The following is a 14,402-nucleotide window of genomic DNA, read 5'->3' as shown; positions in this document are numbered from 1 at the left end:
GCGCCACCACCCGACCGTCGGCCAGACCGAGGATCTGCACCTCGACATGCCGTACCCGGGGAAAGTACCGCTCGATCAACACCGAACCGTCGCCGAACATCCGCTCGGCGAACGCGCGCACCTTGTCGTACTCGGTGCGCAGCGCGGCCTCGTCGACGGCCACGCCCATGCCCATGCCGCCACCGCCGGCGGCGGCCTTGACCATCACCGGGTAGCCGATCTCGGCGGCGGCCGACACCGCCGCATCCAGGTCGGCGGCCGGGTCGGTGGTGCCGGGCGCGACCGGAACACCCGCCGCCGCCATCAGGTTCCGAGCATTGATCTTGTCGCCCATCGCGGTGATCGCGTCCGCGTCAGGTCCGACCCAGATCAGGCCGCTCGCCTCGACGGTACGGGCGAACTCGGCGTTCTCCGACAAGAAGCCGTAGCCGGGGTGGATGGCCTGCGCGCCCGTCGACTTCGCGGCGGCGAGGATCGCCTCGGTGTTGCGGTAGCTCAGCGCCGGGTTCGGTGGGCCGATGAGGACCGCCTCGTCCGCCTCGGCGACGAACGGCAGGTCGGCGTCGGCCTCCGAGTACACAGCGATCGCGCGGATGCCGAGCCGCTTGGCGGTCCGGATGATCCGGCGGGCGATCTCGCCCCGATTGGCGACCAGCAGTGACTCGATCATGTTTCCTCCCGGCGTCCGGATGGTGGGACGATGTCAGGGAATCATGACCGGCACGGTTCTGACGAGTCGGCTCAGGCGAGCAGCGCGGCCAGGGTCGCGCCGCGCAGCAGCTCGGCACGACGTCGCCGGTCCACCTCACCGCCGAGGAACGGCGTCGAGTTCATCAGGCCGAACGCGGCGTGCGCGAGCACCCGCGCCTCACCATCGGGCATGCCCGGGTGCAGCGCGGTGAGCACCGTCACCCACTCCTCGACGTAGAGCCGTTGCAGGCGGCGGATCCGCCGCCGCGGCTCCTCGGGCAGGCGGTCCAGCTCGTGCAGGTGCAACGCGATCACCGCCGGGTTGGCCAGGGCGAACTCGACGTGGAAGTCGATCAGCGACTCCAGTACGCCGCGCGGGTCGTCCGACCGGCCGGCGGCGCGTTCCCGCCCACCTGCCAGCAACCCCTCACTGACCGGGATCAGCGCGGCGGCCAGCATGGCCTCCTTGCCGGCGAAGTGGTGGTACAGCGCCGGACCGGTGACCCCGGCGGCCGCACCGATGTCGTCCATCGACACGCCGTGATATCCGCGCGCTGCGAAAAGACCTACCGCGATCTCCAGGATCTCGTCCTTGCGGGACCTGCGCCGGCCCGCACCCGCCGCACCCCGTGCCTGCTGCTCCACCGTCACCGGGCAAGCCTAGACCGGGAACTGCCTGCGGTGGAGCGGCGGCTGACGGTCGTTCCGCACTGTGGTGGCTTGACCCTCGACCCGGTCGAACCGGCACGGTCACCGGCATGACCGCCACTGCTCTCGGCCGGGACTTCCGGCTGCTCTGGTCCGCTGCCGTGTCGTCGCGATTCGGAGACGCGCTGCGTACCCCGGCGCTGGCCCTGTTGGCCGCGACAGTGACCCGCGATCCCCGGATCATCGCGGCGGTCACCGTGGCCGGGCAGTTGCCGCCGCTGCTCTTTGGTCTGCTCGGCGGGGTGTACGCGGACCGCTGGGACCGCCGTCGGACGATGGCGGTGGTCGACGGGGTACGCGCTGGCGTGGTGGCGGCGCTGGCCGTGGTGGTCGCGCTCAACCGGGTCAGCGTCCCGGTGTTGCTGGTGGCGGCGTTCCTGCTCGCCGCGTTGGGCACCCTCTTCGACTCCGCCTCGTTCGCGCTGCTTCCCGCGGTGGTGCCGCCGGACGCGTTGCCCCGGGCGAACGGCCGGCTCCAGGCGGGGTCAGCGGTGGCCGGCGGTTTCCTCGGGGCTCCCGCCGCCGGTGTCCTGTTCGCCGTCGCCCCGGCCCTTCCGTTCGCCCTCGACGCCGTCACCTTCGCGGTGGCCGCGGTGCTCGTGCTGGCCCTCGCCCCGGCGCCACGGACCAGGGTGCGGAGGCGGCGCGGTTCGGTGTGGAGCGAAATCGTCGAGGGGCTGCGCTGGCTGCGGGCGCACCGGACGCTGTGGCGGCTCACACTGCTCACCGCGGCGAGCAACCTGGCGATCAGCGGGATCATGGCGGTGCTGGTGCTCTACGCGCTGGATGTGCTGCGGGTGCCGCCGGCCGGGTACGGGCTGTTCGCCGCCGCAGCCATCTTCGGGGGCCTGGCGGGGGCGCTCGGGTCGGGGCGGCTCGCCGCCCGGCTCGGCACGGTGCCGGCGCTGCGGGTGGTGCTGGCCGGGCAGACCATGGCGCTGACCGGCTTCGCGCTGGCTCGGCATCCGGTGCCGGGTGGGATCGCGCTGGCCGTCTTCGCCGCCGGCACAGTGGTGTGGAACAGCCTGTGGGCGTCGTACGGGCAGCGGCAGGTGCCGGGCGAGCTGCTGGGCCGGGTAGGTGCGGCGCAGCGGATGGTCGGTCTGCTCACCGCACCGCTCGGGGCGGCGCTCGCCGGGCTCGCCGCCGCGGCGTACGGCACGGTGCCGGTGGCGGGCACGGCGGCGGTGACGTTCGCGCTGGTCACCCTGACCGCGTGGCGGACGCTGCGGTCGGCCGCACCCGGCGTGCTGAGCCGCAGCGACGTGGCCTAGCTCGGCGTTCGCTCGCGGTGGGACAGCCCGGACAGGCGCAGCGCGATCCGTCGACGGGCCGGTGGAACGGCACCGAGCAGCCGGAGCAGCACGTCCCGGGCGGGCCGGCCGGCCGGGGAGACGGCCGCCAACCTGGTCAGCCCGGCGGCGAAGCTCATCACGTCCTCGGCCATCGGTCGCTGCCGGGCGTCGTAGTCGTCGAGCAGCGTCTCCGGGCCACCGTCGAGCACGTCCGCCACCGCGGAGCCGAGCGCGACCGCGTCGCAGATGCCGAGGTTCATGCCCTGCCCGCCGGCCGGGCTGTGCACGTGCCCGGCGTCACCGGCCAGCAACACCGGTCCGGCTCGGAAGGTGTCGGCGATCCGGTGGTGCACCCGGAACCGGGAGCCCCAGACCACGTCGGTCACCCGGTCGGGTCGTCGTACCGGGCCGCGCTCGTCGAGCAGCGCCTGAAGGTAGGCCGCATCCGGTTCGGGCGGTGCGTTCCGCACGGCGGCGACCATCCGAACCACCCCGCCGGGGAGTGGGGCCCAGACCAACGGCCCGGGGCGGGCGAGGAAGAGCGCCGCCTCGTCGCGGGGCAGCACGCTGTGCACCCGTACGTCGGCGAGGACGAAGGACTCCTCGTCGCTGCTGCCGGTGAAGCCGATGCCGGCCAACTCCCGGACCGTGCTGTGCAGGCCGTCCGCGCCGACCACGAACCGGGCGCGCACCGCCTGCCCGTCGACCTGCGCGAGCATGCCGTCACCGACGCGGCTCAGCCCGGTGAGCTGGCACGGCCGTCGTACCTGGACACCGAGCTCGGCCAACTTTTCGGTGAGCACGGTCTCGGTGACCGCCTGGGAGATCAGCAGCGCGTAGGGGAAGCGGGACGGCAGCTCGTGGAACGGCACCGACAGCAGCACCCGGTCCCGGTCGCGCACCGTGAAACGAGGCGTCCGCACCGCCTGGGCGATCAGCGGCGCGGCGGCGCCGATCCGGTCCAGCACCTCCAGGGTGTACGCGTGCACGACGGCGGCGCGGGAGGTCGTTGGCGGCGCGGCGAGGCGGTCCAGCACTGTCACCTCGACCCCGCGCCGAGCCAGCGTCAACGCGGTGGCGAGACCGGTGGGGCCGGCACCCACCACCAGGACGTCAGTGCTCGTGGGCAGCATGGCCACCTCCAGAAGACGGCTGCCAACATGTGTTGGCAAACACTTGTTGGCCACGCTAGAGCGCCTCACGATTGCGTGTCAACAAGTGTTGGCATACGGTCGTTGGCATGACCTCGTCCGCCCCGCCGACCCAGCCCCGCCGCTCCGACGCCACCCGGGCGGCGATCCTGCGAGCGGCCCGGGAACGGTTCGCGGCGGACGGCTACGAACGCGCCACAATCCGGGCCATCGCCGCCGACGCCCAGATCGACCCGTCGATGGTCATGCGCTACTACGGCAGCAAGGAAGGGCTCTTCGCGGCGGCGGCCGAGTTCGACCTCCGCCTGCCCGACCTGACCTCGGTGCCGCCCGCCCGACTCGGTGAGGTGCTGGTCCGACACTTCCTGGCCCGGTGGGAGGGCGACGAGACCCTGGTGGCGCTGCTGCGGGCCGCCAGCACCAATCCCGGTGCGGCCGAACGCATGCGCGGCATCTTCGCCAACCAGCTCACCGCCGCAGTGGCCACCTTCGGCACCGACCCGACGCTGACCGCCCGACGGGCCGGCCTGGTGGCCAGTCAGGTCCTCGGTCTCGCCTTCACCAGATACATCGTCCGGTTGCCGCCCATGGTGGACACCACGCCGGACGAGCTGGTCTCCTGGGTCGCGCCGACCCTGCAGCGTTATCTGACCGGAACGCCGCCGAGCTGACCCAACCTTTTTCCCCCTCCCGTGCGTCTGCCTGTTGACGCGTACCGCGCGACGGCCGGGAGGGGGGCGGATGGCGCCGACGAGGGACGACGGACGCGACGGCTACCTCGCCTTCGTGGAGAACCACCAGCACCGGCTGCTCCGCGCGGCCTACCTGATCTGCGGCAACCGGCACCAGGCCGAAGACCTCCTCCAGGACGCGCTGCTCAAGCTGGCGCTGCGCTGGTCCTCGGTCCGCGACGGCGACCCCTCCGCGTACGTGCGGGCCATCCTCTACCGCGACTCGGTGTCGTGGTGGCGGCGCCGACGGCGGGAGTGGCTCAGCGCCGCGCCGCCGGACCAGGTGGCCCACGACCGGGACGGCGCGTTACGGCTGACGATGCACGACGCGCTGGGCCTGCTGCCCCCACGGCAGCGGGCCGTGCTGGTGTTGCGCTACTACGAGGATCTGACCGAGGTCGCCACCGCTGAGGCGCTCGGCGTGACAGTCGGCACCGTGAAGAGCCAGTGCCACGCGGCGCTGCGCCGACTCCGCGAGGTCGCCCCGGACCTCGCCCGCGACGCCCGACCGGGTCGAGGCCCGGCCGATCTGGCCAGCGGTCTGGAGGTGAACCCGTGAACGAGCAGGAGCTGCGCCGACTGCTGACCGTCAGCGTCGAGGACGTGCTGCCCAGCCAGCCGGCCGCCGCCGGATGGGAGCGGGCTCGGCGTACCCGGCGCACCCGGCGGGCCGTCGCGGTGGTCGCCCTGGCCGTGGTGCTGGTCGGTGGCGGCACGGTGGCGGCGCTGCGACCGCCCGCCGATCCCGCGCCGGTCCCACCGGTGGGTCCGACGGTGACCCCGACCGTCGACCCCTCCCACGCGGGTCCGGTGCAGAAGCCGCCCGCCGAGCTGACCTTCCCGCCCGATCCGTTGGCCCGGCTCGGCGCTCCGGCGACGGTGCCGCTCTCCGAGCGACCGGTCCAGCGGGCAGTGGCGCTGTTCCAGCCGGTGGACGAGGAGAATCGCGCGGACGGCCCGGTCCGGGTGCTCGGCAACGACGGCGTGGTGCGCAGCCTCGACGTGGTGACGTTGGCACCGACCCGCGACGCGAGCGGCAACGAGGCGGGCGCGCTGAAGCCGGGAGTACTGTCGCCGGACGGCCGGCAGGCCGCGTTCGCGCAGACCAAAGAGCTGGTCTTGATCGACCTCAGCACGGCGGCCGTCCGCCGGATCCCGCTCGACGGCTACCTGGAGCTGGTGGTGTGGGCGCACGACCGGGTGCTGGTCGGCAGCGACGACCGGACGTACGCGGTGGACCGGGTCACCGGGGCGGCCAGCATCATCGACGTGTCGACCTGGGAGTTGATCGCACCCGACCCGGACGCCGGCCGGGAGGCCCCGTTGATCGAGACCTACGGCGAGGGGACCAGCCTGATGCTGCGCAGCCGGACCGCCCGGGAGGGCGAACTCCGCTCCGAACAGCCGGTCAACGCCTCGCAGCTGCCCTCGCCCTACCAGGTCAACGAGTTCTACGGCCGAGGCTGGTTGCACGGTGAACGGCTGGCCCGGGCGGCCTGGATCACCAGCAGCGAGATCAACGGTGCCGAGGGGGCGGCGGTGCTGGACGCACGGACCGGCGCCGTACTCCACCTGCTCGACCTCGGCCGGGATCGCGCCAAGGGCTGCTGTGAGGTCCTGGGCTGGGACGGCAGGGGCGCGGTGCTGCTCCGACTGGAACCGGCCGCCCTGGCCCGCTGGCACCCGGAGACCGGCGAGATCACCGGCATCGTTCGCGACCTGCGCGGCCCGATCGCACTGGCCGGCTGAAACACCGTCCCCGCGCGACGTTCACTGTCACGCGGGGACGGTCGTGCCGGTCAGGCGGCCAGGCCGCCCGGCTGGTCGCCCTTCACCACAGGTGCCCGGACCAGGTTGCCCCACTCGGTCCACGAGCCGTCGTAGTTGCGCACCTGCGGGTAACCCAACAGGTGCCGCAGCACGAACCAGGTGTGGCTGGACCGCTCCCCGATCCGGCAGTACGCGATCACGTCGTCGTCGGGGCTCAGCCCGAGCTGGTCGGCGTAGATCGCCTTCAACTCGTCGGCGGACTTGAACGTGCCGTCCTCGTTGGCGGCGGACTTCCACGGCTTGCTGACCGCACCCGGGATGTGCCCACCGCGCAACGCACCCTCCTGCGGGTAGTCCGGCATGTGCAGCATCTCGCCGGTGTACTCACCCGGCGAGCGGACGTCGACAAGTGGCCGACCGGCGGCGATGTGCGCCATGACCTGCTCACGGAAGGCCCGCAGCGGGGCGTCGTCGCGCAGCGGCACCGGGTAGTCGGCGCGCGGGCGGGCCGGCTTGTCGCGGGTCACCTCGCGTCCCTCGGCGATCCACTTCTGCCGACCGCCGTCGAGCAGTCGCACATCGGCGTGGCCGAAGAGCGAGAAGACCCAGAGGGCGTACGCGGCCCACCAGTTGAAGTTGTCGCCGTAGAAGACGACGGTGTCGCCCCGGCCGAGGCCCTTCGCCGCGCACAGCTCGGCGAAGCTCTTCGGGTCCAGGTAGTCCCGGGTCACCTGGTCGTTCAACTCCAGGTGCCAGTCGACCTTGACGGCACCGGGAATGTGACCGGATTCGTAGAGCAGCACGTCCTCGTCGGACTCGACGACGACGAGGCCCTCGTCGCCCAGATGCGCGGCCAGCCACTCGGTGGTGACCAACCGCTGCGGGTCCGCGTACGACTGGAGGCGGGGATCGGGATCGTTCGGCACAGACATGATCCCAAAGGTACGCCGGATCGCCGCCCGCGACCGCTGTAACGCCGGCCGGCCCACCACCCCCGCACGGGATGGTGGGCCGGTCGGCATTCGCCGGATCACGATCACCCGGCGAGGCACCCGCCGGGTTGCTCCGGCTAGCTGCTCGGCGGCTGGTTGCCGACGAAGAAGGTGAACGACGCCGAGTCCGACTGGGTGCCGTCCCCGTCGATGCTCCAGACGGTGAGCGAGGTCAGGCCGGCCTTCGTCGGCGCCCAGGTCACCGACGCGGTGCCGTCGGCCGCCGCGGCCACGGTGCTGGTCACAGTGCCGAAGCGATAGCGGTAGCTGACCACGTCGGGCTGGCGCGGGGTGAAGGTGAAGACCCCGGGCACGCCCGGCCCCCCACTGGTGACGCCCTGCTGATAGACCGTCGCGGTGATCTTCGGCGCGGTGCTCAGCCGGAAATTGCTCGACGCGGTCGCGGTCACGCCGTCGGCGGTCACGCTGGTCACCGAGAGCGTCCGGTAGCCACCCCGGGTAGCGGTGACGGTCAGCGTGGCGGTGCCGTCGGCCGCCGCCTCCACCGTCTGCTCCGGGTCGCCGTCCAACTGGAACCGGTATCGGACCACCCCGGCCATCTGCGGCTGCACCGTGAACGTGGTCGGCACACCGATCTCGGTGAGTCTGCCGGTGATGATCGGCGCGACATCGCTGGCCCGGAATTCGTACCGCGCCTCAGGCGAGCGGTTCCCGGCCGCGTCGAGGCTCCACACCACGAGGGTGTTGGGCCCCGCCTCCGGGCGGAGCGTGACAGTGGCCGAGCCGCCGGGCCCGTCCGCCGACACCACCTGGACACCGTCGCCGCCGAGCAGCTCGTACCGGAAACCAACAGCGTCCGGTGTGGCCGCCGCGTCGAAGGTGAACTGTCCCGGCAACGCCGGGTGCCAACCGTCGACCGGGAAGTCACTGGAGGTGACGACCGGCGCGGCCTCCGGGCCCTGGAAGTCGGTCCGGAGGTAGCAGAGGCCGCTCCACTCGCCGGTCGCCTGGCTGTCCGCCGCCCGGACCTGCCACGCGTACACCCGGTCGTGGGTCAGCACCTCCCGTTCGAAGAGGCCGCTCTCCCGATCGCCGTCCCGCCCGTTGTACCCGAACCGTTCGATCCGGGCCGCCGGCTCGTCGACCGGCCAGAGCGCGAAGGTGGTGGTCAACCGGTCGGTGCCGCCGTTCGCGTCGATGTCCGGGTCGTGCAGGACGGCGGAGAGCGTCAGGTCGTCGTTCTGCCACCACTGGTACGGCTCCGCCGTGGTGCACGGTTCGCCGGAGGTCTGCAGCTCGGTCGGCACACCCGGCGGCTGGTTGTCGTCGATGGCAGGCGCGTTCGGTACGTCGTTCGCTGCGGCCGGCACGGCCGTCAGCGTGAGCGTCCCGGCGGCGACCGCCACGGAAAGCCCCGTCGCCAGCAGCGCCCGGAGCGGTCGTGCGGATGTCGTCGTGCCAGGTATGAGGGTCATCCCCCAGCCAACCTTTCCCCGATGTCCCCGCCTTCCGATCAGCGGGGGCAGCGGATGTTATCGGGGCGGGCGGACATCGGGCGACCCCGATTCGATCAGTGCACTCCACAGTGGAGGCGTCAGCGCCTGTTCAGGCGCGGCGGTGGACGATCCGGCCGGCTACCACTGTCACCAGACAGGTGCCGTCGTCGCCGTGCACCGCGAGGTCGGCCCGACCGTCCGGACGCAGCGTCGGCACCACGGCGGTGGGCAGCACCAGCAGGTCGCTCCGCTCGGCGGCGGCCCGCAGCGCCGGGTCGGCCAGGTGTTCCGCCAGGACCGCCGTCACCCCGGTACGCAACAGCGCGTGCACCCGTTCGCGCGGGGTCGGTGCGGGCGGCAGCGGACCGTCGTGCAGCAGACCCGGCCCCAGCGTCCCGGGCCAACGGCGAACCCGGGCCCCGTACGCCGCACTCAACTCGGCCAGCGGGCCGACGGCCGCGACCCGGTCGCCGCTGACCAGCACAGCGTGCTCCGGCACCGGTTCGCCGTCCCGGTCGCGGCACAGCAGGGCCGCGGTGTGCAGGGTGAGCACGCTCAGTCGACGAGCGGGCCGAGTTGCGGGCGCTTCGCCGTCACCGTGTCGCCGGACGACCGACCGGTCAACCGCCGCTTCACCCACGGGGCGAGGTGCTGACCGGCCCACCGCAGATCGGCGGCGCGGGCGGCCAGCCACGGCGAGGGTGCCGGGTGCGGCGGGACCATCAGCCACTCCTCGTCGCAACCAACGCCCAGGGCGTTCAACACCTGGCCGGCGACCCGCCGGTGGCCGGCCGGGGAGAGGTGCAACCGGTCGGTGCTCCAGAGCATCGGGTTGAGGAAGGTGTCGTCGGCGTACAGGTCGACCATGATGGCGCCGTGCCGCTCGGCGGTCTCGCCGACCGCCTGGTTGAGCAGCTGCACCCGGGGTGCGACGAGGCGTTGGCCGGGTAGCCGGGCCATCACGTCCGCGAACCGGAAGAGGAGCACGTCAGCGCCGCCCGAGCGCAGTTGCCGGACCACCTCGTCGAAGCGGGCGACCAGCGTGTCCGGGTCGAAGGTGCGCCGCAGCACGTCGTTGCCACCGGCCGCGAAGCTGATCAGATCCGGCTTCATCGCCACCGCGGAGGGCACCTGCTCGGCGACCACACTGGGGAAGAGCCGGCCCCGGATGGCCAGGTTGGCGTACCGGAAGTCGGGGCCCGCCTCGGCGGCGAGTCGGGTCGCCACCAGGTCCGCCCAGCCCCGGTAGGTGCCGTCCGGGTACGCGTCGTCCATGCCCTCGGTGAAGCTGTCCCCGACCGCGACAAAACTGCGCCAGCGCACCCGCGCCTCCCTCACGCCACTTGTTGCCTGCGGCGACCAGTCTGTCACCGCGGGATCGCCCGGTGCCGCCCCGAATCCGCGACGTGTCGGAGGTCATTGCCCAGTTGCCGCCCGGCAGCCTGATTCGACGCCGGATCGCCGATATCGGGTGTTGCGCCGCCGATATCCGCGATGTCGAAACGGGATGGCTCAGCCTGACGCATCGACCGTAGGCTGCCCGGATGCTGCTACGCATGTCGACAGTGCTGCTGCGGACCCTGCGCGAGGACCCGGCCGACGCGGAGGTGCCGAGTCACCGGCTGCTGCTGCGTGCCGGTTACATCCGTCGGGCCGCACCGGGCGGCTACACCTGGCTGCCGCTGGGCAAGCTGGTGCTGGACCGGATCACCGAGGTGGTACGCGCCGAACTGTTCGCGATCGGCGACCAGGAGGTGCACTTCCCGGCACTGCTGCCGGCCGAGCCGTACCGCACGAGTGGCCGGTGGGCCGAGTACGGCGACGACATCTTCACCCTCGCCGACCGGCGCGGCGCCGAGCACCTGTTGGCGCCCACCCACGAGGAGATGGCGGCGCTGCTGGTCAAGGACCTGTTCACCTCCTACCGGGACTTCCCGGTGACGCTGTTCCAGGTGCAGACGAAGTTCCGCGACGAGGCGCGGCCCCGGGCCGGGCTGCTGCGCGGCCGGGAGTTCCTGATGAAGGACGCGTACTCCTTCGACCTGGACGAGGCCGGGCTGCGCGAGGCGTACGCCCGGCACCGCTCCGCGTACCGGCGGATCTTCGACCGGTTGGGTCTGGACTACACGGTGGTGCAGGCGATGTCCGGCGCGATGGGTGGCTCGGCGTCGGAGGAGTTCCTGGCCGCGACGCCGGTCGGCGAGGACACCTTCGTGGGCTGCACCTCCTGCGACTACGCGGCCAACACCGAGGCGGTCCTCACCCGGGTGCCCGCCGCCGGCGATCCGGCCGCGCAGCCGGCCGCCGAGGTGCACGACACCCCGGAGACCCCGACGATCGCCAGCCTCGTGGATTTGGCCAACGCGCGCCGGTTGGGCGGTCGGGACGGCTGGACCGCCGCCGACACCCTGAAGAACGTCGTGCTGTCCGTCCGGCAGCCGGGCGCCGAACGGGCCGTCCCCCTGGTGGTCGGGCTGCCCGGTGACCGGGAGGTCGACCTGAAGCGGGTCGGTGCCGCACTGCACCCGGCGCAGGTGACCGTCTTCGAGGAGTGGGCCGAGCATCCGGAGCTGGTACGCGGCTACATCGGGCCGCAGCTGCTCGACAAGCTGGGCATCCGTTACCTGGTCGATCCCCGGGTGGTGGCCGGGTCGGCGTGGCTGACCGGGGCGAACGAGCCGGGCCGGCACGCGACCGACGTGGTCTGCGGACGGGACTTCACCCCCGACGGCACCATCGAGGCGGCCGACGTGCGCCCCGGCGACCCCTGCCCCGACTGCGGGACGGGCGAGCTGACCATCCGGCGGGGCATCGAGATCGGGCACATCTTCCAGCTCGGCCGCCGGTTCACCGACGCCTTCGCTGTCGACGTGCTCGGGCCGGCCGGCAAGCCGGTCCGGCCGACCATGGGCTGCTACGGCATCGGGGTCTCCCGGGCGGTGGCGGCCGTCGCCGAACAGCACCACGACGACCGGGGGCTGGTCTGGCCGGCGGCGATCGCGCCGTGTGACGTACACCTGGTGGTTGCGGGCAAGGGCCCGCAGCTCGACGCGGCGCTGGAGCTCGGCGGGCGGCTCGCCGCGGCCGGCCTGCGGGTGCTGGTCGACGACCGCACGCACGTCTCGGCCGGGGTCAAGTTCACCGACGCCGAGCTGATCGGCATCCCCCGGGCCGTCGTGGTCGGCCGCCGACTCACCGAGGGGTACGTCGAGCTGCGCGAGCGGGCCGGCGGCGAGCGCACCGAGCTGCCGCTGGACGGTCTGCTGGATCGACTCGTCAACGAGGTACGCCAGGAACGTGCGAGCCTGGTGTAGCCACGGCGTCACTGGGTAGTGCAGTCGGATCGGTGGAAACGTCTTCGGAGGCTCTCATGACCGGTTACCGGGTCAGCGACGTGATGACCAAGCAGGTGGTGTACCTGCCGGCCGAGACCACTCTGGACGAGGCGGCCAGGGTGATGAAGGAGGCCGACATCGGTGATGTGGTGGTCACCGATGGCGCCAGCCTCGCCGGCATGCTCACCGACCGGGACATCGTGGTGCGGGCCGTGGCGGAGAACAGCTCCCCGGCGGCCACCACCATCGGCGCGATAGTGACCCGCGAGGTCGTCATGATCGAGCAGCACTGCACGGCAGGTGAGGCGGCGGCGCTCATGCGGGATCGGGGCATCCGACGGGTGCTGGTCTGTGACAGTGACCGCAAGCTGGTGGGGATCGTCTCGCTCGGCGACCTGGCCATGCAGCTCGACCCCACCAGCGCGCTCAGCGAGATCAGTGAGCAGTCGCCCACTGTGTGACCGGGGCTCCGGCACCACGGCGGTAGCCTCGACGCATGGCTGACATGCCGGCCCGACTGGCCGAGATCGTCGACGAGTTCGCGGCCGCGCCGCGCGACCTGGTGCTGGAGATGCTCCTGGAATACGCGGACGTCATCCCGGCGCTGCCGGAGGGTGCCGCGGAGCGCGAGGGCATGGAGCAGGTGCCCGAGTGCCAGACGGCGTTCTTCCTGCGCGCCCGGGTGACACCGGAAGGCACCGTGGAGACGCTCTTCGACTGCCCGCCGGAGGCGCCCACCACCCGGGCGTTCGCCGGGATCCTCGCCGAAGGGCTCGCCGGCGCGAGCGCCGAGCAGGTGCTGGCCGTACCGGACGACCTCTACCAGCGGATGGGGCTGGCGCAGGCGATCAGCCCGCTGCGGGTCCGGGGCGGCACGGCGATCCTGGGTCGTCTCAAGCGTCAGATCCGGGAACAACGCGGCTGACCGCGAGGTTGGCACCGGTCATGGAGATCGAGATCTACGCGGACGTCATCTGCCCGTGGTGCTACATCGGCAAGCGCCGCCTGGATGAGGCCCTCGCCAGCTACCCGGGCGAGGTGACGGTCCACTACCGGCCGTTCCAGCTCGACCCGTCGCCGGTGCCGCAGCCCCTGCCGCTGGTGCAGGCGTTGGCCGGCAAGTTCGGCGGCCCGGGGCGCGCCCGGCAGATGGTCGACCACGTGACCCAGGTCGCGGCGGCCGACGGGCTGCGGCTCGACTACGACCGCGCGGTGATCGCCAACACCTTCGAGGCGCACCGGCTGGTCTCCTGGGCGAGCGACCAGGGCAGGGCCGCCGAGATGGTCGAGGCGCTGTACCAGGCGCACTTCAACCACGGCGTCGACGTCGGGTCGCGGGAGGCGCTGGCCACCCTGGCCGGCGAGGTCGGCCTGGACGCGGCCGACGCCCGCCGGTTCCTCGACTCCGACGAACGCGTCGCCGACGTCACCGCCGCCCTGGCCCACGCTCAGGCCCTGGGCATCACCAGCGTGCCGACCTTCGTGCTGGCCGGGAAGTACGCGGTCTCCGGCGCGCAGGAGGTGCAGACGTTGCTCGCCGCGCTGGCCGAGGTGGAGCAGCGCGAATCCGCAGCCCACTCACACTGAGTCACCAGCGGCCAGCATCCGGCATCGATGATCACGATGTTTCACGTGCAACGACATCGATGCCGATGCGTGGTCAGGCCGGCCTGGCCAGCCCTTCCACCACCTGCGCTCCGGGCAGCGCGCCCAACGCCGGCCCCGGCAGCGCGATCTTGCTGTGCCGTACGCCGGACCCGACGATCACGTGCGGTGTGGCGATGACCCGCGCGTCCACCAGGATCGGCCACTGGGCCGGCAGCCCGATCGGGGTGATGCCGCCGTACTCCATGCCGGTCAACTCGACAGCGTCGGCCATCGGGGCGAAGCTCGCCTTGCGGACGTCCAACGCCCGGCGGGCCACGCCGTTCACGTCGGCCCGGGTGGTGGCCAGGACGATGCAGGCCGCGTAACGGACCACACCCTCACGCTTGCCCGCCACCACGACACAGTTGGCCGACACGTCCAGCCCCACCTCGTACGCCGCGCAGAACGCCGCGGTGTCGGCGAGGTCGGCGTCGATCGGCGCGACCAGCACGTCGTTGACGTCCACCGGGGCGCTGGCCGGCCACTGGGCGATTGCCTCCGCGACCGGCGGGGCGAGCAGATCGAGGCGGGCGCGGGCCGGTTCCGTCTTCAGCGTTCCCATCACGGGTGCGATCCTCGCATCCGCGACGTTGAACCGTCCGGCGGCTCCCCGTCCGCCCGGCGAC

Annotated in this window: 17 protein-coding genes; 8 read left to right on the top strand and 9 right to left on the bottom strand. The window is 72.4% G+C overall.

The window, feature by feature from the left end; translation table 11 throughout:
- Both KBX53_RS05990 and KBX53_RS05985 read right to left on the bottom strand, forming a co-directional pair.
- A partial coding sequence (locus KBX53_RS05990; protein ID WP_305797932.1) for a biotin carboxylase N-terminal domain-containing protein occupies positions 1 to 670 on the bottom strand: 670 nt, incomplete at its 3' end.
- Positions 671 to 741: 71 nt separating this feature from the next.
- On the bottom strand, positions 742 to 1,341 hold the full coding sequence (locus KBX53_RS05985; RefSeq protein WP_030331931.1) for a TetR/AcrR family transcriptional regulator: 600 nt from the start codon (positions 1,339 to 1,341) through the stop codon (positions 742 to 744).
- A 107-nt stretch (positions 1,342 to 1,448) separates the two neighbouring features.
- On the opposite strand from KBX53_RS05985, the gene KBX53_RS05980 reads away from it, so the two are divergent.
- Positions 1,449 to 2,672 carry an MFS transporter gene (locus KBX53_RS05980; protein WP_210858075.1) on the top strand — a complete coding sequence of 408 codons (1,224 nt, stop codon included), beginning with the start codon at positions 1,449 to 1,451 and terminating at the stop codon, positions 2,670 to 2,672.
- Here the strand turns inward: KBX53_RS05980 and KBX53_RS05975 are convergent.
- Positions 2,669 to 3,826: an FAD-dependent oxidoreductase gene (locus tag KBX53_RS05975; protein WP_210858074.1), complete on the bottom strand. Its 1,158-nt coding sequence runs from the start codon at positions 3,824 to 3,826 to the stop codon at positions 2,669 to 2,671. The genes KBX53_RS05980 and KBX53_RS05975 overlap by 4 nt on opposite strands.
- A 107-nt stretch (positions 3,827 to 3,933) precedes the next feature.
- On the opposite strand from KBX53_RS05975, the gene KBX53_RS05970 reads away from it, so the two are divergent.
- From KBX53_RS05970 to KBX53_RS05960, 3 genes are all read left to right on the top strand, one after another.
- Entirely contained in the window at positions 3,934 to 4,515 is a 582-nt protein-coding gene (locus KBX53_RS05970; protein WP_030331926.1) for a TetR family transcriptional regulator, read from the top strand.
- Positions 4,516 to 4,585: 70 nt separating this feature from the next.
- Positions 4,586 to 5,134 (top strand): SigE family RNA polymerase sigma factor, encoded by a 549-nt coding sequence (locus KBX53_RS05965; RefSeq protein ID WP_036411447.1) that lies wholly within the window; start codon positions 4,586 to 4,588, stop codon positions 5,132 to 5,134.
- The gene (locus KBX53_RS05960) at positions 5,131 to 6,324 is read left to right on the top strand and encodes a hypothetical protein (protein WP_210858073.1); all 1,194 of its coding nucleotides are present in this window, start codon (positions 5,131 to 5,133) and stop codon (positions 6,322 to 6,324) included. The genes KBX53_RS05965 and KBX53_RS05960 overlap by 4 nt, the downstream gene beginning before the upstream one ends.
- Positions 6,325 to 6,374: 50 nt before the next feature.
- Here KBX53_RS05960 and KBX53_RS05955 read toward each other — a convergent pair whose 3' ends face one another.
- The 5 genes from KBX53_RS05955 to KBX53_RS05935 form a co-directional block, all read right to left on the bottom strand.
- The gene (locus KBX53_RS05955) at positions 6,375 to 7,277 is read right to left on the bottom strand and encodes a sulfurtransferase (protein WP_210858072.1); all 903 of its coding nucleotides are present in this window, start codon (positions 7,275 to 7,277) and stop codon (positions 6,375 to 6,377) included.
- Positions 7,278 to 7,414: 137 nt separating this feature from the next.
- Positions 7,415 to 8,773, bottom strand: a complete 1,359-nt coding sequence (locus KBX53_RS05950) for a hypothetical protein (protein WP_156057553.1) — start codon at positions 8,771 to 8,773, stop codon at positions 7,415 to 7,417.
- A 130-nt stretch (positions 8,774 to 8,903) separates the two neighbouring features.
- A complete protein-coding gene (locus KBX53_RS05945; protein ID WP_210858071.1) occupies positions 8,904 to 9,347 on the bottom strand; it encodes a hypothetical protein in 444 nt (147 codons plus the stop codon).
- Between the two features lie 2 nt (positions 9,348 to 9,349).
- Positions 9,350 to 10,117 carry an SGNH/GDSL hydrolase family protein gene (locus KBX53_RS05940; RefSeq protein WP_030331914.1) on the bottom strand — a complete coding sequence of 256 codons (768 nt, stop codon included), beginning with the start codon at positions 10,115 to 10,117 and terminating at the stop codon, positions 9,350 to 9,352.
- Between the two features lie 44 nt (positions 10,118 to 10,161).
- Entirely contained in the window at positions 10,162 to 10,320 is a 159-nt protein-coding gene (locus tag KBX53_RS05935; RefSeq protein WP_156057550.1) for a hypothetical protein, read from the bottom strand.
- 18 nt (positions 10,321 to 10,338) lie between these two features.
- Between KBX53_RS05935 and KBX53_RS05930 the strand changes: the two genes are divergently transcribed.
- Genes KBX53_RS05930 through KBX53_RS05915 form a run of 4 tightly spaced genes read left to right on the top strand, consistent with a single transcriptional unit; the run spans position 10,339 to position 13,716 of the window.
- Positions 10,339 to 12,108, top strand: coding sequence for a proline--tRNA ligase (locus tag KBX53_RS05930; RefSeq protein ID WP_210858070.1), 1,770 nt, complete (start codon positions 10,339 to 10,341; stop codon positions 12,106 to 12,108).
- Positions 12,109 to 12,164: 56 nt separating this feature from the next.
- On the top strand, positions 12,165 to 12,590 hold the full coding sequence (locus KBX53_RS05925) for a CBS domain-containing protein (RefSeq protein ID WP_030331911.1): 426 nt from the start codon (positions 12,165 to 12,167) through the stop codon (positions 12,588 to 12,590).
- Positions 12,591 to 12,625: 35 nt separating this feature from the next.
- Positions 12,626 to 13,054, top strand: coding sequence for a SufE family protein (locus tag KBX53_RS05920; protein ID WP_030331909.1), 429 nt, complete (start codon positions 12,626 to 12,628; stop codon positions 13,052 to 13,054).
- A gap of 20 nt (positions 13,055 to 13,074) precedes the next feature.
- Positions 13,075 to 13,716, top strand: a complete 642-nt coding sequence (locus KBX53_RS05915; RefSeq protein ID WP_030331907.1) for a DsbA family protein — start codon at positions 13,075 to 13,077, stop codon at positions 13,714 to 13,716.
- A gap of 73 nt (positions 13,717 to 13,789) precedes the next feature.
- On the opposite strand, the gene KBX53_RS05910 is transcribed toward KBX53_RS05915, so the two are convergent.
- Entirely contained in the window at positions 13,790 to 14,338 is a 549-nt protein-coding gene (locus KBX53_RS05910; RefSeq protein WP_030331905.1) for a YbaK/EbsC family protein, read from the bottom strand.
- Between the last annotated feature and the right edge of the window lie 64 nt (positions 14,339 to 14,402).

It is taken from the genome of Micromonospora sp. M51 (genome assembly GCF_018070305.1).
Lineage (GTDB): Bacteria > Actinomycetota > Actinomycetes > Mycobacteriales > Micromonosporaceae > Micromonospora > Micromonospora parva.
Note: the sequence above shows the minus strand (reverse complement) of the source record. Positions and strands in the feature narration are given on the sequence as shown.